Below are 26,760 nucleotides of genomic sequence, written 5' to 3' on the forward strand. Positions count from 1 at the left end.
TAACAATGAAAATTAATTGGATATATAAAACTGTCATGGTGCTGGGGCTGATCAGTGCAGCATCTTGTACCAATTTGGATCTGGAACCCTACAATGAGGTGACTTCTATTCAGGTCTATGAAGATTTTGATAACTATAAAGCTGTTTTGGCGAAACTCTATGGAGGCCTTGCCGTCTCAGGTCAGCAAGGACCTTCAGGGAAACCGGATATCAGCGGTTTGGATGAAGGTGCATCCACCTATATCAGGGCTTACTGGAAATTACAGGAATTGCCTACTGACGAGGCCATCATTGCTTGGAATGATGAGGGTTTACCAACATTAAATACTATGCAGTGGACTTCAGACAATGGTTTTATTGCTGCGATGTATTATCGGATTTTCTATCAAATTTCATTGGCCAATGAGTTTATCAGAGAGACAAGTGACGAAAATATGGCCAGTAGAGGGATTTCTGAAGCAGACCAGGAAACAGGTCGAATCTTCCGGGCAGAGGCCAGGTTTTTAAGGGCCTTGAGTTACTATCACGCGCTGGATATGTTTGGGAACGTCCCATTTGTGACCGAGGAAAACGGTGTAGGAGCATACTTTCCGGAGCAAACAGATCGTGAGGCCTTATTTGCTTACGTGGAAAGCGAGCTTTTGGATATTTTACCTTCATTAGTTGATGCGAGACAAAACGAATACGCAAGGGCAGACAAAGCCGCTGCCTGGATGGTTTTGTCCAAGCTATACCTAAATGCTGAGGTTTACATTGGGGAAGATCATTTTACAGATGCGATCACTTATCTAAATGAAATTCTAAGCAGTGGTTACACCCTTGAACCCAATTACAACTATCTGTTTTTAGCTGATAACAACCTCTCAGAAGAGCTGATTTTCTCTGTTGCCTTTGACGGGGTAAATACAACTTCTTTTGGAGGAACAACCTTCTTGGTCAATGCAGCCGTGGGAGGAACAATGGATCGGGAAGAATTCGGGATTCCTGGCGGTTGGCAAGGATTGAGGACACGTCCAGAGATTGTTGCTCTGTACCCAGGGACTAATGGTACACCAGATGCAAGAGGTTCCTTCCATACCGACGAGCAGAATTTGGATATAGAAAATGTTTCCCTTTTTCAGGATGGATATGCTGTGAAAAAATATAAGAATGTCACTAGAGATGGGGTGAGAGGGTCCAGCCCAGGGAACGATCAGGTGGATACAGATTTTCCTATGTATAGGTTAGGAGATGCTTACTTAATGTATGCAGAAGCAGTATTGAGAGGAGGAAGCGGTGGAAGTGAAGCCCAAGCATTGGCTTATGTCAATGAGCTCAGACAAAGAGCCTATGGAGATGCTTCAGGCAATATTTCCGCTAACCAACTGACCCTTGATTTTATTCTTGATGAAAGAGCGAGAGAACTGAAATGGGAAGCGCACAGAAGAACGGATTTGATCAGGTTTGGGAAGTTTACCACTGATAGTTACATCTGGCAATGGAAAGGAGGAAGCTTTGATGGTACTTCAGTTGAGTCCTTCAGGAACATTTATCCACTTCCAACTGCTGATTTAACTGCTAATCCTAATCTTACTCAAAACTCAGGATACTAAACCCAAAAACCTAGAGACATGAAAAAATACGCTCAATATATGACATTGATGCTGGCCATGGTGATAGCCTGGTCTTGCACAGAGGAGTTGGATCCTGTAATCAGCAGTGATCCTGCGGCTCCAGTTTTGATGAGTCCCCAGTCCGGTACGTCGGTAATCCTGACTGCTGAAGATGAATTGGAGGAACTGGTTTTTGAATATGAACTAGCAGACTATGGATTTTCTGCTGCCACTACTTACACGGTGCAGATGGATTTTGTGGGTAATGATTTTTCTGAGCCATCAGATGTGATTTCATCAACTTCCAACAAAGCAATGATCAGCTATGCTGACTTCAACCAAAAGCTCTTGGCCAAAGGTTTGGTGCCAATGGAAGAAATGATGGTAGAAATGAGGATTAAAGCCACGATTAATGATAATGTGGCTGATGAATTTTCTGAAACCATTACCATGTCTGTTACTCCCTATGAAGTGGCATTGGAATACCCAAGGATTTATATTCCGGGAGATTATCAAGGTTGGAATCCAGCGAATGAAAATACGATCATTTATTCAGTAAAATCTGACAATGTGTATGAAGGCTTTATTCATGTTTTAGGTGGTTCTGGGGAGTTTAAAGTCAATGAAATGCCGAATTGGGATGTGAACTATGGAGACGATGGTGCTGACGGAACCTTGGATGCAGGCGGAGCCAATTTGAAAGCAACCGGAATAGGTACTTTTAAATTGACTGTGGATTTGAACGCTAAGACCTACACGTTGGGAGCTCCACTTTACTGGGGAATTATTGGTGATGCTACAGCTGGAGGATGGGATTCTTCCACTCCGTTGGAATTCAATGCTGATGAAAATATCCTGACGTTGACCACCGACTTGACAGTAGGAGCGATGAAGTTCCGTGCCAATGATGCTTGGGACAATAATTATGGCGATGATGAAGTAGATGGAGTTTTGGAAGCGGGTGGAAGTGATATAGCTATCAGTGAAGCGGGGAATTATACCATCACGATGGACTTCAAAGTGCCAGGAAAGGTTTCTTATACCTTGGTGAAAAACTAATAAAAAAACAGGCCTTCAGAAAATCTTTTGAAGACCTGTTTTGACTTTGAAAAATTCTTTGTGCACTTGAACTATCTTTTGAAAGTCATTCTTGTCTTGATGTTGACTTGTCTTGCTACTACTTTGTGGGGGCAGGTCAGTACTGAGCCGTTGTTTCCTCGGGCAGATGCTCCGTTGAAAATCATCTATAATGCTAGCCAGGGGACTTCAGGACTTCAAGGTGCACAGGAGATTTATATCCATATTGGAGCTATTACTGCCGCTGCAAATTCCACTGCTTGGTCCATTGTTCCTTTTGAGTGGGGCACAGCTGATCCTACGGCTAAGATGACAAGGGTAGCAGGAAAGGCAGATGTTTGGGAGTATGAATTGACTCCTAATGAGTTCTTTGAAAAAGAAGATGGGGAAACCATTTTCAGGTTGGGGCTGGTCTTTCGCAATGCAGATGGGAGCTTGGAGGGTAAGAGTGAGCAAAACTCAGACTTTTTCATCGATCTCGCCCAAGCATTTGACTTAAAATTTGTTCAGCCTGACACTGAATCAATCCTATTGGAAGAAGAAGAGGGGTTGGAGATAAAGGTGCTTACTACTGAGAATTCAGATATTAGACTTAAGGTGGACGGTAAAGAGGTTGCTTTTGAAACTGATGTTACTTTTTTGCGCTATCTGTTTATTTCATCGGTTTCAGGAAGCTATCAGATACAGGCCGATGCTACATCTAAGGGTACTTCGGTTTCCAAAAATATTGAAGTACATGTAGTTGGAGGAAGTCCGGTTTTACCTGTTCCGAATGATCTAAAGAAGGGAATCAACTATTTGTCCGATACGGAAGTAGGTTTGGTTTTGGAGGCACCAGGCAAAAAGAATGTGTTCGTTATTGGTGATTTTAATGATTGGCAAGTATTACCTGATTTTCAGATGAATCAAAGTTTGGATGGAGAACTTTTCTGGTTGAAGCTATCGGGTTTGCAAGCACAAAAGGAGTATGCCTTTCAATACTTGGTGGATGGTGAAATAAGAATAGCAGACCCCTACGCTGATAAAATAGCGGATCCTTTTGATGATCAGGAAATCATTGATCAGGATAGGTATCCAGGTTTATTGGCGTATCCTGAGGGACAGTCATTTCAGGCTTCTTATCTTCAGACCAATCAGCAGCCCTTTGGATGGAAGTATATGGAGTATACTAAACCAAAGCCAGAGGAATTAGTGATTTATGAATTGCTGGTAAGGGATTTTGATGATAGAAGAACTTATAATGCGGTGACGGAAAGATTGGATTATTTGAAGTCTTTGGGAGTGAATGCGCTTGAATTAATGCCGGTAACGGAGTTTGAGGGGAATCTTTCTTGGGGCTATAATCCATCTTTCCTTTTTGCCGCGGATAAATATTACGGCACCAAGGAAGACCTGAAAAGGTTGATAGATGAAGCGCATAAGCGTGATATGGTTGTCATCATGGACATGGTGTTAAATCATGCTTTTGGACAAAGCCCTTTTGTAAGGTTATACAATGAAGGAGATTATGGTGCGCCTACAGCTGATAACCCTTGGCTCAATACTATAGCAACACATCCCTTCAATGTAGGTTACGACTTTAACCATGAAAGTGAATATACCCAAGCACTGGTTGATTCGGTAAATCATTATTGGCTTTCGGAGTACCATCTGGATGGTTATCGGTTTGATTTAAGTAAAGGTTTTACCCAAAGGGTTTCAGAAAACGATGTGGATTATTGGTCGCAAAAAGACGAATCCAGGATAGAAATATGGAAACGAATTTATGATCGAATCAAATCACATCATCCAGATGCATATTTGATTTTAGAACATCTGGCGGAGAATGATGAAGAGAAAATCCTGGCAGATTATGGCATGATGCTCTGGGGCAATATGAACTATACTTTCAGAGAGATGGCTAAAGGAATGTCTCAGGACTTTTCTTATGGGTACTTTGAAAATAGAGGGTGGGAGAAAAATCATTTACTGAGTTATATCGAAAGCCATGATGAAGAAAGGTTGATGTGGGAAAGCCTTAATTTCGGCGACCGTTCGGTAGTTGACCTGAGAAAGCTGTCTCATGCGGTTAATAGAAACCAACTCATGACGGTATTTTATTTTGGTATTCCTGGTCCTAAAATGATCTGGCAGTTTGGAGAGATGGGCTATGATGAGGCACTGAACAATGATCGTCTTGGGATCAAAGCGACTCATTGGGAATATTTGGAGGATAGTGATAGAAATAGGTTGCTGAACCTGTATAAAGCGATGATTGGGCTGAAGCAGGAAAACAAGGTATTTAGTTTTCCTGAGTCTGCAAGTTTTGATTTAATTGATGAAATCAAAACTATTAGCCTTCAAGGGGAGGATATGGATGTAATCATTGTGGGCAATTTTGGGCTTTCTCTCAAGCAACAAGTTGAAGTGGAATTTCCAAGTGCTGGAGAATGGTTCAATTACCTCACTGGAGAAAAAATGGATGTTAGGGAAGGTATTTTGGAAATGGATCTTGATATCAATGAATTCAAGATTTTCACCAATAAGTCACTTCCGCTGCCCGAAGGTCAAATTTATGAAGTGGATTTAATTACTTCATTGCCTGAAGAAGGCAAAAAAGAGGGAGGTTTGAAAATTTATCCAGTTCCTACCTCAGGAGATTTAAAAGTGGAATTTCCTGACAATATGGGGGATTGTCGATATAGAATATTGGATATGACCGGAAAAGTGTGGTTTGAGGGAGTAAATTATCAAAATGATAAGATTTTAGCGTTTCAAGTAAAGGATATTAGAGCAGGTCTTTATATCTTTGAGCTTTATGACAATCGTCAGATGCTAAGAAAGCAATTTATCAAAAAGTAATCAAACCATTAAACCATTCAATTATGAAATTCAAACCAGGAATAAAGTTCGGTGAAGAATTGAAAGATTTGTTGGACTATGCCAAAGAGAGTGAATTTGCTTTGCCAGCTGTCAATGTAATCAATACAAGTACAGCTAACGCGGTTTTGGAAACAGCGAAAAAAGTAAATTCTCCTGTAATTGTACAGTTCTCTAACGGAGGTGCTCAATTCTTTGCCGGGAAAGGGCTGGCTAATGATAAACAACAAGCGTCTATTGCGGGAGCTGTTTCAGGAGCAATGCACGTTCATAAAATGGCTGAGGCGTACGGAGTGCCAGTGATTTTACACACAGACCACGCTGCCAAAAAGTTGATCCCTTGGGTTGACGGAATGTTGGCTGCTGGTAAGGAGCACTATGAAGCTTTCGGAAAACCATTGTTCAGCTCTCACATGCTTGATCTTTCTGAAGAGAGCATTGAGGAAAACATCGAGACTTCTGTAAAATATCTAGCTGAGTTCAAGAAGTATGAAATGGCTCTTGAGATCGAGTTGGGTGTGACCGGTGGTGAAGAAGACGGTGTGGATAATTCTGATGTGGACAGCTCTAAGCTTTATACTCAACCAGAGGAAGTGGCTTTTGCTTATGAGAAATTGAAAGAGCAAAGTGAGTTATTTACCATCGCAGCTGCATTTGGTAATGTTCACGGTGTTTACAAGCCAGGTAATGTCAGCTTGCAGCCTAAGATCTTGAAAAATTCTCAGGATTATATCTGTGAGAAATATGGATTGAGCGGTAAGCCAGTGAGCTTTGTATTCCATGGTGGCTCCGGGTCATCTGTGGAAGAAATCAGAGAAGCGACCGGCTATGGTTCTATCAAAATGAACATCGATACAGATATGCAGTGGGCATTCTGGGAAGGTGTTTTGAAATATTACAAAGAAAAAGAAGGATACCTGCAAACACAGTTGGGTAACCCTGAGGGAGATGATAAGCCTAATAAGAAAAGCTATGATCCTCGTGTTTGGTTGAGAAAAGGTGAAGAGAACTTTGTTAAGCGTCTTGAAGTAGCCTTTGATATGCTAAATGCGGTGAATAGAAACTAGAATATAACCGAAACCGGTATATAGGCCGTCTCAGGAGTTTACTTTAACGGATTTGTTCATTAGCGGGAATTTTCAGGATATCCTGAAATTGATTTCTTAGCTTATTGATCAGAGTAGTTAAAAAAACTTCTGAGGCGGTTTTTTTATGCCCAAAACCTAAAGTAAAATGAATAAATTATTGAAATTATCTATTTTCAGTTGTCTGCTGGTGGTCATTGCCAGTTGTTCCTCAGAAACCAAAAGTGAAAAAACCGTGAAAAACTATTGGCCCAATGCTGGAGTAACTTACGAGATTTTTATCCAGTCTTTCTATGATGCCAATGGAGATGGAATAGGGGATGTTAAGGGGGTGATTGAAAAGTTGGATCATGTCAGTGACTTAGGGGCCAATGCCATTTGGTTTATGCCCATTATGCCTTCCCCATCTTACCATAAGTATGATGTGACAGACTATAAGGCCATTCACCCAGATTACGGAAGCATGGATGATTTCAAAAAACTCATTCAAGTGGCGCATGAAAAGGATATTAAAATTGTCATCGATATGATTATCAATCATACCAGTGACGAACACCCTTGGTTTTTAGAGTCCAAGAAAGGTAGGGATAATCCTTATAGGGATTATTATGTTTGGGCTCAAGCTGATACCATTCAGGGTTTTTTGGATAAAAAAACGGTGACCTTGGATAGTGATAATATTCGTCAGTGGCATGATCCTGGTTTTGGCAAAGATTACTATTATGGGTTTTTCACCGGGAACATGCCGGATTTGAATTTTGACAACCCAAAGGTTCGGGAAGAGATTTACGAGATTGGAAGGTTTTGGCTTGAAGAAGTAGGAGTGGATGGTTTCAGGTTGGATGCAGCCAAGCATATTTATCCAGATGATCGGGCAAAGGATAACCACAATTTCTGGGATGAATTTAGGGCCGAAATGGAAAAGATCAAGCCCGATGTTTATTTGGTGGGAGAAGTCTATGATATGAAAGAAGTGGTCGCTCCTTATTTGACAGGCTTGCCTGCGTTGTTCAATTTTGACTTTCATTACACCTTGCTGAATGCCTACGCGAAGGAGGATGGGATGATGCTGGCTAAAAAGCAACATGAAATACTGGATTTTTATCATGGAATCACTGAAAATTTCATAGATGCCACCATTTCATCCAACCACGATCAGCCGAGATTGTTAAATGAACTGGGGGAGCATAAAGACAAGATGAAGCAGGCAATAGCTATTTTGATAACGATGCCTGGGGCTCCGTATTTATATTATGGTGAAGAAATCGGTATGTTGGGTAAAAAGCCTGATGAAAACATAAGAGAGCCTTTCTTGTGGGACGAGAAAGGTGAAGATGTGGGGAGAGCTACTTGGATTGTTCCTGAATATTCTACTGATGAAACCGTTCAACCTCTTGCTTTGCAAAAAGAGGATCCAGAAAGTTACTATAATCACTACAAAACAGTCATCCATTTGCGAAATACCCACCCAGCATTGGCAACGGGAAGCTTGAGCTTGACAAAGCAGCAATACCCTAAGTCTGTGATGGCCTATGAAAGAATCTTACCGGATCAGAATCTGATGATATTCCATAATATTGGGGGCAAAACAGTAGAAGTGGACCTACCTGTGGGTTATAGTAATGTGATCTATGAGCTTAAAGGAGCGTCCATTAAAGGAGATAAGCTTACATTGCCAGCTTACTCCAGTGTTGTACTGGATAAGTGAAAATATTTGACATTTGACTAACGAAAAGCTGACGGGAACCTGTCAGCTTTTTGTGTTAATTAAAGGATCGTTTTAGCTGACTAAATTGCTTTTGTAGATTAAAGGAGTAATTTTGTTACTCATGAGTAATATTTTTACTCGGCTTGAATTAACCTTCTTTTTACCATTTATTCGATGCTGGATATACTGATTACATCAAAGACAAGAGTAAAGTTGCTTGTTAAATTTTTTACTCAAGACACCAATAAAGGATACCTGAGAGGTTTGGCAGAAGAGTTCAATGAATCTACCAATTCAGTGAGGGTTGAGCTGAACAGGTTGTCTGAGGCTGGTATTTTGGTTTCCGAACATGAAGGTAATACTAAATCATATTCGGCCAATAGAAGACATCCTCTGTTTATGGAAATGAAAAACTTGGTGGCCAAATATTTGGGATTGGATCGTTTGGTGGAAGTGGTGATCAAGAAGTTGGGGAATGTCCAAAAAGCAATTGTGATCGGGGATTATGCAAAAGGAGTAGATTCTGGAGAAATTGAGATGATACTGATTGCAAAAGATATCAATCAGGAATACTTGGATTTTTTGATCAAGAAAGCCGAGGAGAAGATTGAAAGAAAAGTAAAAGTGGAAGTTTTTGAGCAAGAACCAGATGGAGTTGAGGGTATGGTGGTTTTTGACATCTAATACTTTTTAAGTTTAAATATTACATTCAAAATAAAATTTTTAAAATAATTTGAAATAGGGAATATCAATGTAGTGTATTTCAAAGTGTTTAATTTGTAATTTCTGTTCTAGTTGGTTAATTAATTGGTGTGTTTGTTCAGTTTTTATTAAAAAATTATTAATTCAAGTTTTTAATTAATCATGTTTTTTATAATTTGACGTAACAACGTTTATAAATGATAGATATTGTTAGTGTGTGATAAGGCTAATAATATTTTGAATTTATTCTTCTTGGATATCGATTACCACCAAACTTTGCCCTATCAACCCATGAAAGAAATCGAACTAAGATTACTCGAACAGATTAAGAGAGGAAATGAGATGGCTTTTGTACAAGTCTATGACAAGTACTGGAAGCTCTTGTTTAACAGTGGATACAAAAGACTAAAAAAGAGAGAGATAGTGGAAGGTCTGGTGCAAGAGGTCTTTGTGGAAATGTGGCAGAAAAGAAAGTCTCTTGAAATACACACTTCACTAAACTCCTATTTGTATACAGCCATGAAATACAAGGTGATCAACCAAATGAAATCTCAAATGGTGAAAGAAAAGTATGTGGCTTTTGTGACTTCTAAAAAGTTGTCATTTGGGAGTGAAGTGGAAGAAAATATTTTTTATAATGAACTGAATGATGCCTATAAAAAGGAAGTTTCGAGTTTGCCAGATCAAGCCCGCAAAGTCTATAAGTTAAAAAAACACCAAGATTTGAGTTATGCTGAAATTGCTCAGGAAATGCAGATATCTGTAAGTACTGTAGAGAAGCACATGATCAAAGCGCTCAAAATCCTGAGGAATAACTTAAGAAACTACTCTATGTCCTTGGGGTCTTTGTGTTTGTTGAACAGTGGATTATTTTGAGTTTTTACCAGTGAGTGGTGTATATGATTGCTTATTTTTTTGGATCGACTATAATAATTTAAAATAAATGATTTTTTTTTGAATGACAGTGGAGGTAAGGAGTGGGAAGATTGACTTATAAATAGAAAAGCAATTGAAATGAACCAAGAGGAGTTTGATTATTTAGTAAATAAGTTTTTGTCCGGAAGTATAAGCCCTGAAGAAAAGGAGAAGTTGGAGCGATGGTATGGGAGTTTTGAGAAGGAAGAGGATTTTACGGATCGAATGAGAGAGGATGATCAGAGGGAGTTGCGTAATAGCATATTGAAAAAGATCAGAGAGGAAGCTTTTAATGAAAACAGTAAGGGAATTGATTCCAGTAGTTATTTTCAAAGTCATTGGATGAAATTCATTCCTTGGGCTGCTTCTTTGGTACTGATATTAGGTCTAGCATATGTGTTTTACTATCCAGCATTAAAGGAAGTGAATTATCAGACAGGCTTAGGAGAGTTGTTGATTTTGAAATTACCAGATAGTACAGAGGTAGTTTTAAACGGAAATTCAACCTTAAGTTACCAGCCTACTTGGTTGGGGAAATTTGATAGAAAGGTTGTTTTGGATGGAGAAGCTTTTTTTGAAGTATTTCATACTATTGAGAATAAAAGATTTACCATAAATGAAGGGCAGGGCATGGGAATTGAAGTTTATGGAACAGAATTTAACTATAATGCCAGAGATGGAAAAAATGCGGTGGCTTTGAAGGCAGGTAGTGTGAAAGTAATGCTTCCAAATGATGCCAATGACAAAAGCAAATCACATTTTATAAAGCCAGGAGAAGTGGCCAGCTACAATCTGTACAGCAAGGAGGTAAAGATAGATGCGCCATCAAATATTGAAAAATACTATTCCTGGAAAGATGGTAAGTTGATTTTAGATTATTCGACTTTACCTGAAATAATTGAAGAGCTAAAAGGTACTTATGGAATCAGAATAAGTATGGATACCTCAAATTGGAGAGATCACAAAGTCTCAGGAACTTTACCATTGCATAGAGACCCTGAAGCGCTGATCGAAAATTTGGAACAGCTATTTGATGTTGAAATTGAAATAACCGAAGAATAAAAAAGTGCACTTCAGTACAGACTGGTTCAAGGTCTGATTAGTGAGAATTTTTCTCACGCCGGATTAATTAGGATTTATAGGATAGGACTCAAAGACTATTTGTGTCCCATAAGAAACTGCCTGATAGAGTTTCATGGGAAGGTATTGCCTAATAATTTCGGTTACGTACGGGTATGTGTGATTGGTATGGCTTGATTAGCAATGGATTACTGTTAACAATTGGCCCAAAATACGAGCGTATTTTAACCACTTAACCAAATACCTATGCTAAACACTTTTACCAAGCGCTTAACTGTGCTGCTTGTGGCCTTTATGCTCAGCGAAGAAGGCAAAGCCCAGTTACTTGCAGAATTTGCCCAGGTTCCAGATCGTTTTACGATCACTAGAGAACCATCCCTACCAGATGTCCTAAGGAAGCTGGAAACCATTTACAAAGTTTCTATAGCATACCCATCGGATCTAGTCGATCAAAAATGGTCAAAGGAATTTACTCCAAATCGTGAACTTACTATTGAAGAGAATCTTACCTCTTTACTCAACGGAACCGACTTGAGCTTTAAACAAGGGGTTGGAAGTTTTTATGTGGTGATGAAGAAAGATGCCGAAGAGAAACACATAAAAAGCTCAATTTCAGCTACACTGGGTAGTACGAAGAAAATGATAAGGGAAGAGGTTACTGGAGTAGTTGTGGACGAAGAAGGACTTCCAGTTCCGGGGGCGAGCGTACTTGTAAAAGGAACGATGACAGGAAGTGTGACTGACCTTGATGGTAAGTTTACCCTTGATGTTGAAGGCAAGGCCAGTGATAAAATCCTGGTGGTTTCTTTTATTGGTTTTGAAACCAAAGAGGTGACCGTTGGTGCCGAGACTGAATTGACTATCGTTCTATCTTCCAGTACGATGGCCTTGAATGAAATTGTGGTAACGGCCTTCGGTTTGGAAAGGGATAAGAAGGCACTTGGTTATACCGTGCAGAGTGTAAAAGGTGATGAGCTGACAGAGGCCCAAAACCCAAATATAGTTAACAGCCTTTCCGGAAGAGTGGCTGGAGTGCAGATTAATGGTAACTCTATGCCCGGAAGTGGTGCCCATGTAGTCATACGTGGATCTTCATCAGTGGCAGGAGGTAACCAACCCTTGGTGGTAGTGGATGGTGTTCCTTTGGAACAGACATCTTCCAGAACCTATGGTAACGGCCTTTCAGAAATCAACCCAGATAATATTAAAGAGATTAATGTACTTAAAGGTGCCACAGCAGCTGCCCTATATGGATCAAGGGCTGCTAATGGAGTCATTATGGTGACCACCAAAGATGGTAAAGGGACGAAGGGAATTGGCGTGGCCATTAATTCTAACATGACCTTTGACAACCCCTTGGTGAAGCCAGAATTTCAAAACACATACGGAGGTGGAACGGGATACAGAACTTGGTATGTAGATGGAAGGAATGGATTTGATGCTGATGGAATAAGGGGAACCGCTGGGGTGGACGAAAGTTGGGGACAGCCTATGGATGGTAGCATGGTGCCACTATGGTACTCTGCTCCGGGACTGACGGCCTTAACCCCTCAGCCAGATAACTGGGAGGATTTTTGGGAAACAGGGAAGACCATTAGTAACAATGTGGCTGTTTCAGGTGGGAATGATCAAGGAAATTTTCGGTTGTCCATAGGTCGTCTAGACCAGAAAAGTATCATGTGGAACAATGATTATTATAGGAATAATTTTAAGCTAAACACAGGGTACAATTTTACGGATAAGTTTAATGTAACCATCAGTGCTGAGTATGTCAAATCAGGCTCAGATAATAGAAGGTACTCTGGTAGTTCAGACTTTATTTGGTCTCATCGGCATACCGATTTTACCAAACTGATGAATTGGAGGGATTATTATGATATCCAGCGTCAGACTTTTAGAGATGGTGATGATTACCCCTATGCCAACTGGCAACATGAGTATTTCTCCAATCCATACTTTTTACAAGAGTATTATACCAATGCCAATACCAAAGACCGGTTGCTCGGAAATATTGCCGTAAACTATCAGTTCACTGAAGAATTGAGTTTAATGGTGAGAACAGGTACAGATTTTTGGACAGATACTCGGATCAATGTTACAGGAGTCGAAAGGACCAAGAACTATGTCACCACCAAAGGCTCTTATACGGAAACTGTGCTTAGAAGTCAAGAAACCAATAGTGATTTTATTTTCACTTATGACAAGGAATTCAGTAATGCTTTTTCTTTGAAAGTTCAAGCTGGAGGGATTAACCGTACCAATTATTACAAAAGAAACTATGTCAATGTCAGTGAATTGACCATTGATGGTCTTTATAATCTTGGGAACTATGCAAGTCCTGTAACGCCCGAAAGCACCATAAGGGAACAGGAAGTGAACAGTCTTTTTGGATCAGCAACATTTGGTCTGAACAATTACTTGTTCTTGGATGTAACAGGAAGAAATGATTGGTCAAGCACCTTGCCTGTGGATAATAACTCATTCTTTTATCCTTCTGTGGCTTTAAGTGCTGTCATCACAGATATGCTGGACATTCAAAGCAATGTGCTGTCATTTGCAAAGCTAAGGGCCAGTTGGGCACAAGTGGGAAGTGATGCGGATCCTTATATGCTAAATCAGGTTTACAATGCTGAGGGATTGTGGGCAGGAACTACCCCGACATATGCAGAGTCCAGTGAAATCGCCAATATCAATTTGAAGCCTGAGATTACAACTGGAAAAGAACTGGGCTTGGACTTAAGGTTCTTAGAGGGTAGAATAGGTTTGGATTTTACTTATTACTCCCAGTCCACTACCAATCAGATTCTCGCGGTATCCATTTCCAGGTCTTCAGGTTATGCGAGCCAAATTCTCAATGCTGGAGAAATAACCAACAAGGGGGTGGAGCTGATGGTATATGGTACTCCTATTCAATCTGATTTAGGTTTCAATTGGGACATGTCCTTTAACTTTTCCCGAAACAGAAATCTAGTGGTAGAACTTGCGGAAGGTTTGGAAAATTATACACTGGCCAGTCAGAACAGTTTGACTTCTGAAGCAAGGGTGGGACAGCCCTATGGAACTTTATATGGAAGAAGGTATTTGAGGTCTCCTGAAGGGGATGTTGTGTATAAAGATGGTTTGCCTCAGTTGGAAGAAGGGACGTTTGCGTTAGGCAATATTCAGCCAGATTGGATGGGTGGATTCTCCAATAATTTCCGTTATAAAAATTGGTCACTGGGCTCTCTGATTGATATTAGGATGGGCGGTGACCTTTTTGATGTGGGTACAGGATTGGCCAGGAAAACTGGGCAATATGCTGAAACTGCAATTGGCAGGGAAGAAGGTGTGATTGGGGAAGGAGTAATGAATGTGGGTACGGAAGAATCTCCAGTATATGTCTCCAATGATGTCATTGTAAATGCAGCTACATTTTGGAATGCTCAAAATCCAAGAACCTATCATGAGGCTGGAATTTTTGATGGAAGTTATGTCAAATTGAGAGAGTTGACCTTGGGTTATACTTTCCCTAAAAACTTCCTTGGCAACAATTTTATACAATCTCTAAAGATTTCTGCTGTCGGTAGGAACTTGGCGATTTTGTACAAAAACCATCCTCATATGGACCCACAGGTGGATATGAAAGGAGGAAATGCCCAAGGCTTTTCTTACGGGGAACAACCTTCTACCCGAAGTGTTGGCTTTAACCTAAGCCTTACTTTTTGATCTTAAGTCTGGAGTTTAAAACGAAGCATTATGAAAAGTATAAAAAGAATATGTAGCATTCTGATGATTTCCATAGTAGGCTTGATTTTAGAAGCTTGTACAGGGGATTTTGAAGAGATGAATACGGATCCTAATAATCCGGTGAGTATTTCGCCGGCCTTATTATTACCCAACGCCATTCAGGTTTCGGTAGATAGATATTGGGGACATAGTACCAGGTTTGAGCGGTTGAACATTGATGCAGCGATGTGCTGGATGCAGCACTTGGCCAGAAATATATATATCAATGTTGAAGGTGATAGTTATGAAATTCCCTTGACTATTTCATCTGGGACTTGGGATGCACTGTATAATGATGCCTTGATTAATTTTGAAAGTGTTTTAAAGCTTTCGGCAGAAGATGGTGAGTTCCATAATAGTAACTATCAGGGAGTTGCCATAACGATGAAAGCCTTTACTTTTTCATATATGACAGATGTGTTTGGCCCGATTCCTTATTCAGAGGCATTAAAAGGAACAGCGGAAGAAGCTATTAATAGCCCCAAATACGATTCCATGGAGGAAATTTATGCAGGGTTATTGGAGGAACTGGGTACAGCCAATGCGCTTTTGGATGTAAATGGACCGGCTATCAATGGAGATATTCTTTTTGATGGAGATATTTTAAAGTGGAAAAAGTTTGCCAATTCCTTAAGACTGAAATTGGCAAATCATCAAGCTGAGCAAAAGCCAATGGAATCCCAAGCAGTAATGGCGGAAATTTTAGGTAATCCAAGTGTGTACCCGGTATTCACAAATAACGATGATTTCGCTCAACTTCATCATGTAGATGTCATAGGCAGTAGAAACAAGATGTTTGATGTCTTCTCCACTCGATCAGATTGGAATATTAGCGAAACTTTGATTAACAAATTGTTGGAGTTGGATGATGATAGGATTACAGTTTATGCACTTCCCTTGGCTGATGGTTCGTATGCAGGTTTGCCTAATGGTCTCACTGATGCTGCAGCCAGTACTTATACCGCATCAACCATTGGGACAAAATTTCTTGATCCTACAGCCCCAAGTATTCTAATGAGCTATGCAGAGTTGCTTTTTATAAAAGCAGAAGCAGCATATGATGGGGATATTGATGGTGATCCGGCAGCTTTGCTGGAAGAGGCTATTGCTGCATCATTTGATCAGCATGGGTTGGATATGCCAGGTGATTATATGTCAAGGGTAGGCATGGTGGACAAAGAAGCTATAATGACTCAAAAATGGTTGGCACTTTTTGGGCAAGGGATTGAAGCTTGGACAGAATATAGAAGGACGGGATATCCGGTTTTTCCTCCTGCAAACCCAAATTCAGTTTTTTATAATGAAGGTGTTTTGCCTACCAGAATAGAATATCCTACCTCGGAATATTCTTTGAATAAGTCAGCTTTGGATGAAGGAGTGAGGATACTTGGTGGAGAAGATAATATGAGGGTACCACTTTGGTGGGTTGAAAATTAAAATATCCGATTCTATTTACGCTATTCAAAAAGATGAAAAAGATGAAAAATATACTAGATAAAGTTTGGGGTATCCTGATGATGATTTTAGCCTTTGTTGCAGTGAGTTGTGAAGATGTTGATGATTTGGCGACTCCAAATGTGGCTTCACCTGTGCTTGTGCTTTTAGATGGAAGCTCCTTTCCAGCTGATGCTTCAGTTGGTGTAACGGCTACATTTATGGAACTTGATAAAAGTGGAATTTTAGACCATACAGTTGGTATCGACAGTATTCCTGTTTCAGATCTTCAAGTTTTGGTTTATATCAACCAAACAGAAGAAGTATCGGCTTTAGTGACTGATGGAGAAGGGAAAATAGATCTTAGTGTTTCTTGGGAGGCACTAGGCCTGTCGGCAGCATCTTCTGGGGATCAGGTAAGATTGGAATTTGCTGGAACCCATAAGAATGTGAGTTTTCGGAAATACCATACAGTACGTGTTGACTAGGTGCTGTATTTTCAATCATGTTAGTGATTAGTAATGGGTAATTCTATAGGTCGAAACCTAGGTGGCTTAGCTGTCTAGGTTTTTTTATAGATGTTTTAGATTTTAATTTGTAAATTATGATAATCATAGTTTAATTTTCAACCTGTTTTTTATGTTTTTAATATTTTTTGTTAAAAACTGGTTTAAAAATGAATTGTGAATAGAGGTGAGAGAGAGCAAGGTTGACATATATATAGAAGCCCAAAATAATTGATGATCGTTTAGAGGGCTGGATGTTTCTTTTCGGTGCAAACAAATCAGTAAACCCATTACTGTAGAATTATTTATTAGAATACATCAATTTAAATTATAACCATTTCAACCATGACAGCAAAAATCAACAGAAGAGCTTGGCTCAAGTCCAGTTTATTGGCAGCTGGAGGCATAGGTTTGGCTCCTTCATTAGTATCGGCAAGTACAACTCGTATATCTTCTCATGTGTCTCCCTTTAATCCTCAAAGTTTACTTTGGGAGCATGATCCAATGTATAAAGAGAAGGCTCCAGCCTTAAAGGCTCGGCTTTTAGCCAATGAAAATCCTTACGGTCCTTCCAAAAAAGTTATTTCCACGATTTCCGATGCCGTTTCTTTAGGAAACAGATATGCCCATGGGGATGCCGCTACCCTGATTGATATGATTGCCGAGAAAGAAGGGGTCACTAAAGATCACATTATGTTGGGGCCAGGTTCGACAGACCTTTTGGAGAAAACCGCCATTGTAAGATTTTTGGAAGGGGGAAATATAGTTTCAGCTGATCCTTCGTACATGTCTTTGATCAATACTTCAAGAAGAATCGGAGCTACTTGGAAGCCAGTTCCTCTTACTCAGGATTTTTCTCACGATCTAGATGGCATGGCAAAATCAGTAGACGATGAAACAAAACTGGTTTATGTCTGTAACCCAAACAATCCAACTGGTTCTGTTACTGATCCAGCAAAACTCAAATCTTTCTGTAAAAAAGTGTCTGCCAAGACACCGATTTTTGTGGATGAAGCTTACTTGGAGTTCATGGATAAGCCTGAGGAGAACACGATGGTAGGCCTAGTGGCAGAAGGACACGATGTTATTGTGGCAAGAACTTTTAGCAAAATCCATGGAATGGCCGGTTTGAGAATAGGCTATATCGTAGCGCTTCCTGAAAGAATAGAAAGCATTACCGATATGGTAAGAAGCACCATGGGTTTGTCCGTTACTTCCCTAAAGGGAGCCATAGTAAGTATGAATGAGGAAAAGTTTATTGCTGAATGTAGAAGCATGAACAAAGAATGTAGGGATTATGTCTACTCAGAATTGACAGGAATGGGATATGATGTGATTCCATCATCCACAAGCTTCATGATTTTTCCTATTGCAATGGAAGGTGATAAATTTCTTAAATCCATGTTTGCCGAAGGGGTTGGTGTACGAGCATATGAGTTCTTAGACAAACCATGGTGTCGCGTAAGTATGGGAACTATGCCAGAAATGGAGATATTCCTTGAGGCATTTAAGAAAGTAACAGTCTAAAAATATTTGGCCTATTATGAGTATAGCTATACAAAAAACCCTTTCTCTTTTGCTACTTATTGGCATAGGTTTTTTGCTAAAAAGTAAATTGAATAAAGAGGAACACAAAAAAGGATTGAAGATTCTCATCCTTAACATTGCTTTGCCTGCAATTATTTTTGTGGCGCTTCTCAAAATTGAAATACAGCCTGATCTATTGTTTCTTCCTGTGTTGGCATTGCTGTTTAACTTGTTGATGTTGGTAGTAAGTAAATATGTGCTGCCCATATATGGGATAGAGAATGATACATCTACTATGCGCACACTGATGATGCTTTTGCCTTCTCTGGCTCCTGGGCTCTCATGTTTCCCTTTTTTGGTAGAGTACTTGGGGGATGAGGCCTTGGCATGGGGGGCTTTGGCGGACATTGGTAATAAAGTGTTTGTGTTGATTTTGACCTATTTACTGGCAATGAGTTGGTACTACAAAGCCAATCATTCTGTTTCCCATTCCGGAAATCAGAAGGTAAAAGGGCTTTTGCTTTCCATGCTCAATGAACCGATAAATATGGTGATGATAGTGGCGATTATCTTGCTGAGCTTTGGAGTTACACTTGAAAGTATGCCTTTGTTTTTGAGTGAAGCTATTGTACAGATGAAAAACTTAATGACACCACTCATTCTTATATTCATCGGTGTTGCAGCAGTCTTGAAATGGGATCAACTGAAAATGATCGTGTCTTTGTTGGCCTTTAGGTCAGGGATTACTTTTATTTTGAGTGGTTTGATGGTGATGTTTGTGCCTATGCCGAGTGAAGCTGCAATACTGTTGGCGGTGGTTTTTCCTCAAAGCGCATGTAGTTTCTGGCCATTTGCTCATATGTCGGCTGTTTCTGGTATGGAAAAATTGGATGACAAAGTCCCTCACAAAGAAACGTTTGACTTAGGTTTGGGGCTTAACATTCTAGCTGTTTCACTTCCGTTCAGTACATTGGTGATTTTGGGTGTATTTAGCTCAGGAAGCTACTTTGTTAATCCATACCATATCTTTTTGGGTGGGATAATATTAATGGTACTCGCTGCGATTCCTGTTGTTTTTCAATTTTTCAGAAAGTCAAACATAGCCTATAAATTATCAGAGGAAGAAGCAGAGTAATATTTGGTAATAGAGTTATATAGTTGAATGTTTAATATAGTGGTAGAAAAAGCTTCGTGATTGCGGGGCTTTTTCTTTTAATATGGATAGAGGTTATGATTTTAATTTATCCTTTAGTAGTATGATCATCTCTTTTTTACTTTTTAGTTTTCCAAAGGTACTTTGGTAAGTTTTGGTTTTTAATAATTTAGGGAAGCTAATTCTGCCCTTAGAAATAGAATAAGACACTGTTAACGTTGGGTAGTTCAATAGTAAAATAATGGTTTGAATTCCATCGGTTCTAGTCGGAGAGAATCCTAGCTTTTGAGCAGTTATGGTATTAAGAATATAGCTAGTCCCTTCTAGGACCATGTCCTCAGTAAATTCATTTTCGTGCTTTTCAATAAATGTCAGAATGCCTTCAAGGTAATTGTGAATTATAAATTGGGTTCTTTTAAGTCCACTCTGAGAAAAATCAAGTACAAAATAATAGTCAAACAAAGTTCCGCCATGAAATATCACTTTGTTATTCGTCGGCTTTTCCGCAATAAAAAGAGGAGAATAATAATGTAGTTTTCCACTCTTTTTACCAGTTGGTGTGTCAACAAACGGTGCTGTGATAATTAGCCAAAAAGCAGCTATAAAACTTAGCCAGTAGAGTTTAGTAAGAATTGCTAGACTTATTATCAGACCAAAGACCAAAAAAATGATCATTCCAGCTAATATGATAAATCTCTTCTGCTCCTTGATAGGTTTTTGGTAAAATGGATGCTTCACGTCTTAGGGTTTAATTAGCACTACTGAAATTAATACCATCTGTTTAAGTCACTAATAAAAGAATAACTATAGGGTATTTAATTCATGTAGAAACTTACCAAATCTTCATTAAGTTTCGGACTTTGTTTTAGTATTTTTTAGCTTTGCCATTATTCTCCATGGGCTTGATAGGCTATAGAAATTAAAACTAAAGTAATTTGATTGAATTGAAGTCAGTATTAGGCTTGGTTTAAATCAAAAAAGCCTATTTTTGGGCTTTCTTAACCAAAGAGGAATTAATAGGTGCTTTTTGAATGTTTTGATAAGCACAAACCAAACAACCTAAAAAATGGAAATAGGTATTGCTGCAGATCATGCAGGCTTTGAGCAAAAACAAGAAGTATTGGAATGGTTAAAAGAAAATGGCTATTCAGTAAAGGATTTTGGGGCATATGACTTTGATGCTGCAGATGACTACCCTGATATTATCAAGCCGTTGGCGGTAGCCATTTCGAAGGGAGAGATTCAAAGAGGTATCGCCATTTGTGGAAGTGGAGTGGGAGTATCAGTGGCAGCCAATAAAGTTCCCGGAGTAAGGGCGGCGTTGGTTACAGAACCTTATTCTGCTCACCAAGGCGTGGAACACGATGATATGAATTTACTTTGTTTGGGAGGAAGGGTCATTGGTTTAGCTCTCATGCGCGAGTTGGTGGCCACTTTTTTAGCTGCAAACTACCAGCCTTTGGAGAGATTTCAGAGAAGATTAGGAAAAGTAATTGCCTTGGAAAAAGAGTTCAATAAATAAGGGCATACAAAAGACCAAAAATTGAAATTTGATATAATGGAACAATATGACTTTGGCATTGTTGGCCTAGGGGTGATGGGAAGAAATTTACTGCTGAACATGGCTGATCATGGATTTGCAGTTGCTGGATTGGATTTAGATGAAGAAAAAGCCAATAGTTTAGAAAAAGAAGCAGCGGAAGGACATAAGGTAAAAGGCTTTACTTCAGCGGAAGCTTTTGTGAAATCCTTAAAGAATCCAAAGGCGATTATGCTTTTGGTTCCTGCAGGAAGGCCAGTAGATGCGGCAATAGCATCATTGTTGCCTCATTTGGATAGTGGAGATATTGTAGTTGATGGAGGTAATTCTTATTTCCCAGATACTGACAGAAGGTTCAGTGAACTGGCTGAAAAACATATTCACTTTTTCGGAATGGGAATTTCTGGAGGAGAAAAAGGAGCAAGGTTTGGTCCAAGTATGATGCCTGGAGGTGATGCGCAAGCTTATGAAAGGTTAAGGCCTGTTTTTGAGGCGATCGCTGCAAAAGTAGATGGAGAACCATGTGTGACTTACTTGGGAAAAGGTTCAGCCGGAAACTACGTGAAGATGGTTCATAATGGAATCGAATACGGCATTATGCAGCTAATCGCGGAGACCTATGATCTGATGAAGCGAGGATTAGGTTATAGTGATGGCCAGATCCAGGAGACTTTTGAAGCATGGAACAACAGTGAACTTCATTCATTTTTGATAGAAATCACAGCGAAGCTTTTAGCGAAAAAGGATGAGGAAACGGGAAAACAGCTGGTGACATTGATCTCTGATCGCGCCCGTTCTAAAGGAACTGGCAAATGGACTTCCCAGAATGCCATGGATTTACAGGCACCTGTTCCAGTGATTGATGTGGCCGTATTGATGCGTGATATTTCCAAGTACAAGGAGGAAAGGATTGAAGCATCCAAAAGCCTTATTTGGAAAGGTGAAAAAGATACTGTAGAAACAAGTTCGGATGTTTTGAAAAACGCTTTCTACTTTGCAATGATCAATACCTATGCCCAAGGAATGGCACAATTGACTGTGGCCTCAAAGGAGTATGGATATGGGTTGAATTTGGAGGAAGTAGCCAAGATATGGAGAGGTGGATGTATCATCAGGGCTGTATGTTTGGAAGATTTTCGTCAAGCTTACCTCAAGAACCCTGAATTGCCTAACTTGCTGCTGGATGAGAAAATCGGTGAGAGTTTAGTCAATACACAATCTGATATCAGGGAGGTGGTAAAGGTAGCTGTAGATAAAGGAATCCCAGCTCCTGCTTATATGGCTGCTTTGGGATATTTTGATGCTTATAGAAGTGAGACATTGTCCACCAATGTCATCCAAGCCCAAAGGGATTTCTTTGGTGCACACCAGTTTGAAAGAATAGATAAAGAAGGAGTTTTTCACGCCCAATGGGAATAGAAGGCGAGGAAGATTTTAAACAATAACACAATGAAAACAACCAAAAAGGCGGATCCGACCATCATTGTCATTTTCGGAGGTACAGGAGATTTGGCCAAACGTAAATTAGTGCCAGCATTTTATAACCTGTTTCTGGATGGATGGATGCCTAGCAAATTTGCCATCATAGGTTTGGGAAGAACCGAACTGGATAACGATGCCTATAAGAAGAGACTTTTCGATGGGCTAACTGAATTCTCCAGAAACGGAAAACCCGTACAGGAGAAGTGGGAGAAATTCAACCCTTCGATCAGCTATTTTCAGTCCAATATCAATGATGCCAAATCATATAAAGAGTTGGCCGAAAAGATGGATAAAATAGATGAGGAATGGGGAGTTAGGGCAAATAGGCTTTTTTACCTTTCTGTTGCACCTCGATTTATCGAAACGGTGACCATGAACTTGAGCGAGTCAGGTTTGGCCAGTGATGATGTGTTGGACAGGATTATTATTGAAAAACCTTTTGGTACCAATAAAGCCACTGCCATTGAACTCAATGACATGTTGAGAAGGACATTTAAAGAAGAGCAGATATATAGAATTGACCATTATTTGGGTAAGGAAACTGTTCAGAATATCTTGGCTTTTCGTTTTGCCAATGCCCTTTTCGAACCTCTTTGGAATCGTAATTATATTGATTATGTGCAGATTACTGTGGCTGAGCAGGTAGGGGTAGAGGATCGCGGAGGTTATTATGAGGGATCAGGTGCATTAAGGGATATGATCCAAAATCACTTGCTGCAGATTCTTTGTATGGTGGCCATGGAAGCCCCCATTTCATTTGATGCAGAAGAGATTAGAAATAGAAAAGCAGATGTCCTTAGAGCTGTAAGGAGGATCAAGCACGAAGATGTACATAAATTTGCTGTAAGGGGTCAATACGGTCCTGGCTGGGTTGAAGGAAAGAAAGTTCCTGGGTACAGGGAAGAAAAAGGGGTAGAGAAGGAGTCTGGTACGGAGACTTATGCGGCTATTAAGCTATATCTTGATAACTGGAGATGGCAAGGTGTGCCATTTTATTTACGCACTGGAAAGCGCATGCCTGTCAAGACTTCTTCCATTACGATTCAGTTTAGACCTGTGCCACACTCTACTTTCTCAAGAGAGCAGGCAGATAGCGTTATGCCCAATAGGTTAACAATCAATATTCAACCACAAATGGATATTAGGTTGAGGTTTACAGTGAAGCGCCATGGCTTGGAGATGAACTTGAACCAAGCGGACATGATATATGATTATGATGCGTGTAGCACGCAGACGCCCGAGGCATATGAGACCTTATTGTTGGACGCAATGCGTGGTGACCCAACTTTGTTTATGAGGTCTGATCAGGTAGAAGAGGCTTGGGATGTAATCAGTTCAATTCTGGAAGTTTGGGAAAAAAGGCCTTCATTGGACTTTCCAAATTATGCCGCAGGTGCTTGGGGGCCGGAAAATGCTGAAGCACTGATAGCTAAAGACGGCCATGTATGGGCCTTGAACCTTCAAAAAGATTAAAAGAAAGATGATTAATATTCATAAAGACCCTGCCGAACTGGGAAAAGTAGCAGCTGACCTTTTTGTGGAATCAGCTAAGAGTGCTATTCTGGAAAAAGGCAAATTCACGGTAGCCTTAACAGGAGGGAGTTCTCCTGTAAAACTGTACGGGTTGTTGGCCGAACCAAAGTACAAAGATCAGGTTGACTGGAGCAAGGTATATGTTTTTTGGGGAGATGAGCGATGGGTGCCGTTGGAGGATGAACAAAGTAATGCAGGAATGGCCTATCAGACATTGCTGAACCATGTGCCAGTGCCTGATGAAAATATTTACCCTATGTGGGCTGCAGGCATCACTCCTGAGGCACGGGCAGCTGAATATGCTCAATACCTTAAAAAAGAATTGGGTGAGGAAGGAGTGTTTGATCTGATCCTTCTAGGAATGGGTGATGACGGTCACACAGCTTCCTTGTTTCCAGGCACAGAGGTTCTGGAAGAAAAAGAAAATTGGGTAAAAGGGTATTTCTTGGAGTCAAAGGATATATACAGGATTACCTTGACAGCTCCCTTGATCAACAAAGCCAAGAAAATAGTGTTCTTTGTTTTTGGGGAAAATAAAGCGAATGCACTTTATGAAGTGTTAGAGGGGGAAAGCAATGCTAACTTGTACCCTTCCCAGTTAATTCAACCAAAAGAAGGCGAATTGTTGTGGTTGGCTGATGAAGCTGCTGCTAGTAAGCTTAAGGTAAAATAACTTGTTACAATGTTATTTAATTATAAATTTTGAGAGAAGGGGGCGGAAGCCTCCTTTTTTATTGTTAATTTTTATAAGTGGAAATTAGGTTTATTTTAAATTTTTACCCCATAGTGTTGCAACCAAAATTTTAAGGATATGATTGTTCGGAATATCAAAGAAAATAAAGGAGGTTTTTTTATGGCTGATGAAGATGGCGAGGAGGCGGGCAGAATGACTTATACTTTTGCTGGAAAGGAAAAGCTTATCATAGACCATACAGAGGTGAACCCTGATTTTAAAGGAATGGGAGTTGGAAAGCTGATGCTAATGAACTTGGTGGACTATGCAAGGGAAGCCAAAATAAAGGTAATCCCATTATGCCCTTTTGCTAAATCTGTGTTCAGCAAGGAAGATATTATTAAGGATGTGCTTTATGTATAGTGGGTGAAATCAGCTTCGATAGTTTGGCTTGAATTTAAGGAATCCCGTTTATAGGTTATTTGGCCCATTCGAGAGAAATGGCATTTGATTTTTGAAAAGAATGCTTACTTTTATTTTTACTATTAAAAAGGGCCTTGAGATAGAAGGGGACTTTTTGCATAGACCTATAAATAACTATAAAAACCACTATGAAGAAGAAAAACCAAAAAACACAAGAGGGATCGGCTAAGAAAGAGAGAAGGGATTTTTTGAAAAAAAGTGCACTAGCGTTTGGAGCAGTAACAATTGTTCCTAGCCATGTGCTATTTGCAAAACCAGAAATCCGTAGCAAAACAGGAGAATTGATTCGCAAAGCATCTGTGGTTCCTAGTGATCGGGTAAATTTAGCTTGTATCGGAATTGGTAATCGAGGAGGGCAAGTTATTGATGCTATTGATAATACTGGCCTTGCCAATATTGTCGCCTTGTGTGATGTAGATATGGGAGCGCCCCATACGGTGAAAACAATTGATAAATTTCCAAAGGCAAAACATTTTCAGGACTTCAGAGAGCTTTTCGATAAGGCAGGAAATGAATTTGATGCTGTAACTGTAGGTACACCTGATTTTTCACACTTTCCTATTACCATGGAAGCTATGGCAGCTGGAAAAGGAGTGTATGTGGAAAAACCTTTGGCAAGGACCTTCAATGAAATTGAGCTATTGATGAAGGCTGCAGATAAGTACAAAGTAGTGACCCAAATGGGAAATCAAGGACATTCTGAAGCCAATTATTTCCAATTCAAAGCGTGGGTAGATGCTGGAATCATCAAGGATGTAAAAAAGATTACATGCCATATGAACGGTCGAAGAAGATGGCACGGTTGGGATACTTCTATGACAAGTTTTCCACCTGCTGAGGCTATTCCAGAAACATTGGATTGGGATACTTGGTTAACAACTGCTCAAGAACATAACTATAATAAAGACTTTATCAATGGTCAGTGGAGGTGTTGGTATGACTTTGGTATGGGCGCTTTGGGAGACTGGGGAGCGCATATAATGGATAGCTTCCACCAATTCTTAGACTTAGGGTTGCCATATGAGGTTGACCCTGTAAAAATCGAAGGCCACAATCCTTTATTTTATCCCCAAGCCACCACTTTGGCATTTAAGTTTCCTAAAAGAGGGAAAATGCCGAAACTTACTGTAACATGGTATGATGGTCTCGATAATGTTCCTGAGGTGCCGGCAGGTTATGGTACTTCAGAGTTGGATGCGGATATTCCTGCAGCAAGTAATGGTAAGATTCAACCATCTAAGCTTAATCCTGGAAAGATTATTTATGGAAAGGATTTGACGTTTAAGGGTGGGTCTCATGGTAGTACACTTTCCATCATCCCATCTGAAAAAGCCAAAGAAATGGAAGGTAAACTTCCTGATGTACCCGAAAGTACTTCAAACCATTTTGCCAATTTCCTTTTGGCATGCAAGGGAGAAGAGAAAACCAGGTCTCCTTTTGAGATTGCAGGACCATTGAGTCAGGTATTTACTTTGGGTACTTTGGCACAAAGGTTAAATACCAAACTGAAATTTGACAGGGACAAAAAAGTGATCACCAATAATTCGCTGGCCAATGACTTGCTCGTTGGAGAGCCACCTAGAAAAGGTTGGGAAGAATATTATAAAGTTTAATAACTACTTTGAAAGGCCTGAAAAATCAGGCCT

General features: G+C 39.9%; 20 protein-coding genes. 19 read left to right on the top strand and 1 reads right to left on the bottom strand.

Annotated elements, in window-relative coordinates:
- Nucleotides 1–5: 5 nt before the first annotated feature.
- The 13 genes from JL001_RS13650 to JL001_RS13710 all read left to right on the top strand — a co-directional run bounded on the left by JL001_RS13650 (nt 6) and on the right by JL001_RS13710 (nt 19,385).
- Nucleotides 6–1,592, top strand: coding sequence for a RagB/SusD family nutrient uptake outer membrane protein (locus JL001_RS13650; protein ID WP_200976842.1), 1,587 nt, complete (start codon nt 6–8; stop codon nt 1,590–1,592).
- Nucleotides 1,593–1,610: 18 nt separating this feature from the next.
- Nucleotides 1,611–2,651, top strand: a complete 1,041-nt coding sequence (locus JL001_RS13655) for a SusE domain-containing protein (RefSeq protein WP_200976844.1) — start codon at nt 1,611–1,613, stop codon at nt 2,649–2,651.
- A gap of 60 nt (nt 2,652–2,711) precedes the next feature.
- On the top strand, nt 2,712–5,510 hold the full coding sequence (locus JL001_RS13660; RefSeq protein WP_370567409.1) for an alpha-amylase family glycosyl hydrolase: 2,799 nt from the start codon (nt 2,712–2,714) through the stop codon (nt 5,508–5,510).
- Between the two features lie 23 nt (nt 5,511–5,533).
- The gene (gene fbaA, locus JL001_RS13665) at nt 5,534–6,595 is read left to right on the top strand and encodes a class II fructose-bisphosphate aldolase (RefSeq protein ID WP_200976846.1); all 1,062 of its coding nucleotides are present in this window, start codon (nt 5,534–5,536) and stop codon (nt 6,593–6,595) included.
- Between the two features lie 166 nt (nt 6,596–6,761).
- A complete protein-coding gene (locus tag JL001_RS13670) occupies nt 6,762–8,321 on the top strand; it encodes an alpha-amylase family glycosyl hydrolase (RefSeq protein ID WP_200976848.1) in 1,560 nt (519 codons plus the stop codon).
- Between the two features lie 174 nt (nt 8,322–8,495).
- Nucleotides 8,496–9,005, top strand: coding sequence for an ArsR family transcriptional regulator (locus JL001_RS13675; protein WP_200976849.1), 510 nt, complete (start codon nt 8,496–8,498; stop codon nt 9,003–9,005).
- 309 nt (nt 9,006–9,314) lie between these two features.
- Nucleotides 9,315–9,899 carry an RNA polymerase sigma-70 factor gene (locus tag JL001_RS13680; RefSeq protein ID WP_200976852.1) on the top strand — a complete coding sequence of 195 codons (585 nt, stop codon included), beginning with the start codon at nt 9,315–9,317 and terminating at the stop codon, nt 9,897–9,899.
- A gap of 138 nt (nt 9,900–10,037) precedes the next feature.
- The gene (locus JL001_RS13685) at nt 10,038–11,000 is read left to right on the top strand and encodes a FecR family protein (protein WP_200976855.1); all 963 of its coding nucleotides are present in this window, start codon (nt 10,038–10,040) and stop codon (nt 10,998–11,000) included.
- A 264-nt stretch (nt 11,001–11,264) separates the two neighbouring features.
- On the top strand, nt 11,265–14,723 hold the full coding sequence (locus JL001_RS13690; RefSeq protein WP_200976861.1) for a SusC/RagA family TonB-linked outer membrane protein: 3,459 nt from the start codon (nt 11,265–11,267) through the stop codon (nt 14,721–14,723).
- 30 nt (nt 14,724–14,753) lie between these two features.
- On the top strand, nt 14,754–16,220 hold the full coding sequence (locus JL001_RS13695; protein WP_200976863.1) for a SusD/RagB family nutrient-binding outer membrane lipoprotein: 1,467 nt from the start codon (nt 14,754–14,756) through the stop codon (nt 16,218–16,220).
- A gap of 41 nt (nt 16,221–16,261) precedes the next feature.
- A complete protein-coding gene (locus tag JL001_RS13700; RefSeq protein WP_236252814.1) occupies nt 16,262–16,705 on the top strand; it encodes a hypothetical protein in 444 nt (147 codons plus the stop codon).
- A 363-nt stretch (nt 16,706–17,068) separates the two neighbouring features.
- A complete protein-coding gene (locus JL001_RS13705; RefSeq protein ID WP_200976865.1) occupies nt 17,069–18,250 on the top strand; it encodes a histidinol-phosphate transaminase in 1,182 nt (393 codons plus the stop codon).
- 16 nt (nt 18,251–18,266) lie between these two features.
- A complete protein-coding gene (locus JL001_RS13710) occupies nt 18,267–19,385 on the top strand; it encodes a permease (protein ID WP_200976867.1) in 1,119 nt (372 codons plus the stop codon).
- Nucleotides 19,386–19,478: 93 nt separating this feature from the next.
- Here JL001_RS13710 and JL001_RS13715 read toward each other — a convergent pair whose 3' ends face one another.
- Complete coding sequence (locus JL001_RS13715) at nt 19,479–20,141, bottom strand: hypothetical protein (protein ID WP_200976869.1); 663 nt, start codon at nt 20,139–20,141, stop codon at nt 19,479–19,481.
- 328 nt (nt 20,142–20,469) lie between these two features.
- Here JL001_RS13715 and JL001_RS13720 point away from each other — a divergent pair, with 328 nt between their 5' ends.
- The 6 genes from JL001_RS13720 to JL001_RS13745 all read left to right on the top strand — a co-directional run bounded on the left by JL001_RS13720 (nt 20,470) and on the right by JL001_RS13745 (nt 26,727).
- On the top strand, nt 20,470–20,925 hold the full coding sequence (locus JL001_RS13720; protein WP_200976871.1) for an RpiB/LacA/LacB family sugar-phosphate isomerase: 456 nt from the start codon (nt 20,470–20,472) through the stop codon (nt 20,923–20,925).
- 36 nt (nt 20,926–20,961) lie between these two features.
- Nucleotides 20,962–22,362, top strand: coding sequence for an NADP-dependent phosphogluconate dehydrogenase (gndA, locus tag JL001_RS13725; RefSeq protein ID WP_200980428.1), 1,401 nt, complete (start codon nt 20,962–20,964; stop codon nt 22,360–22,362).
- A 30-nt stretch (nt 22,363–22,392) separates the two neighbouring features.
- Nucleotides 22,393–23,898 (top strand): glucose-6-phosphate dehydrogenase, encoded by a 1,506-nt coding sequence (zwf, locus tag JL001_RS13730; RefSeq protein ID WP_200976874.1) that lies wholly within the window; start codon nt 22,393–22,395, stop codon nt 23,896–23,898.
- 7 nt (nt 23,899–23,905) lie between these two features.
- Entirely contained in the window at nt 23,906–24,631 is a 726-nt protein-coding gene (gene pgl / locus JL001_RS13735; RefSeq protein WP_200976881.1) for a 6-phosphogluconolactonase, read from the top strand.
- A 138-nt stretch (nt 24,632–24,769) separates the two neighbouring features.
- Nucleotides 24,770–25,054, top strand: a complete 285-nt coding sequence (locus tag JL001_RS13740; RefSeq protein WP_200976883.1) for a GNAT family N-acetyltransferase — start codon at nt 24,770–24,772, stop codon at nt 25,052–25,054.
- A gap of 188 nt (nt 25,055–25,242) precedes the next feature.
- The gene (locus JL001_RS13745; RefSeq protein WP_200976885.1) at nt 25,243–26,727 is read left to right on the top strand and encodes a Gfo/Idh/MocA family oxidoreductase; all 1,485 of its coding nucleotides are present in this window, start codon (nt 25,243–25,245) and stop codon (nt 26,725–26,727) included.
- The last annotated feature ends 33 nt before the right edge of the window (nt 26,728–26,760 follow it).

It is taken from the genome of Echinicola sp. 20G (assembly GCF_015533855.1).
Taxonomy (GTDB): Bacteria; Bacteroidota; Bacteroidia; order Cytophagales; family Cyclobacteriaceae; genus Echinicola.

Coding starts and splice junctions, on each gene's coding strand:
- JL001_RS13670 (WP_200976848.1), top strand. CDS start 6,762: ATGAATAAATTATTGAAATTATCTATTTTCAGTTGTCTGCTGGTGGTC.
- JL001_RS13680 (WP_200976852.1), top strand. CDS start 9,315: ATGAAAGAAATCGAACTAAGATTACTCGAACAGATTAAGAGAGGAAAT.
- fbaA (WP_200976846.1), top strand. CDS start 5,534: ATGAAATTCAAACCAGGAATAAAGTTCGGTGAAGAATTGAAAGATTTG.
- JL001_RS13655 (WP_200976844.1), top strand. CDS start 1,611: ATGAAAAAATACGCTCAATATATGACATTGATGCTGGCCATGGTGATA.
- JL001_RS13705 (WP_200976865.1), top strand. CDS start 17,069: ATGACAGCAAAAATCAACAGAAGAGCTTGGCTCAAGTCCAGTTTATTG.
- JL001_RS13695 (WP_200976863.1), top strand. CDS start 14,754: ATGAAAAGTATAAAAAGAATATGTAGCATTCTGATGATTTCCATAGTA.
- JL001_RS13740 (WP_200976883.1), top strand. CDS start 24,770: ATGATTGTTCGGAATATCAAAGAAAATAAAGGAGGTTTTTTTATGGCT.
- JL001_RS13650 (WP_200976842.1), top strand. CDS start 6: ATGAAAATTAATTGGATATATAAAACTGTCATGGTGCTGGGGCTGATC.
- JL001_RS13700 (WP_236252814.1), top strand. CDS start 16,262: ATGAAAAATATACTAGATAAAGTTTGGGGTATCCTGATGATGATTTTA.
- JL001_RS13710 (WP_200976867.1), top strand. CDS start 18,267: ATGAGTATAGCTATACAAAAAACCCTTTCTCTTTTGCTACTTATTGGC.
- gndA (WP_200980428.1), top strand. CDS start 20,962: ATGGAACAATATGACTTTGGCATTGTTGGCCTAGGGGTGATGGGAAGA.
- pgl (WP_200976881.1), top strand. CDS start 23,906: ATGATTAATATTCATAAAGACCCTGCCGAACTGGGAAAAGTAGCAGCT.
- JL001_RS13745 (WP_200976885.1), top strand. CDS start 25,243: ATGAAGAAGAAAAACCAAAAAACACAAGAGGGATCGGCTAAGAAAGAG.
- JL001_RS13690 (WP_200976861.1), top strand. CDS start 11,265: ATGCTAAACACTTTTACCAAGCGCTTAACTGTGCTGCTTGTGGCCTTT.
- JL001_RS13720 (WP_200976871.1), top strand. CDS start 20,470: ATGGAAATAGGTATTGCTGCAGATCATGCAGGCTTTGAGCAAAAACAA.
- JL001_RS13685 (WP_200976855.1), top strand. CDS start 10,038: ATGAACCAAGAGGAGTTTGATTATTTAGTAAATAAGTTTTTGTCCGGA.
- JL001_RS13675 (WP_200976849.1), top strand. CDS start 8,496: ATGCTGGATATACTGATTACATCAAAGACAAGAGTAAAGTTGCTTGTT.
- zwf (WP_200976874.1), top strand. CDS start 22,393: ATGAAAACAACCAAAAAGGCGGATCCGACCATCATTGTCATTTTCGGA.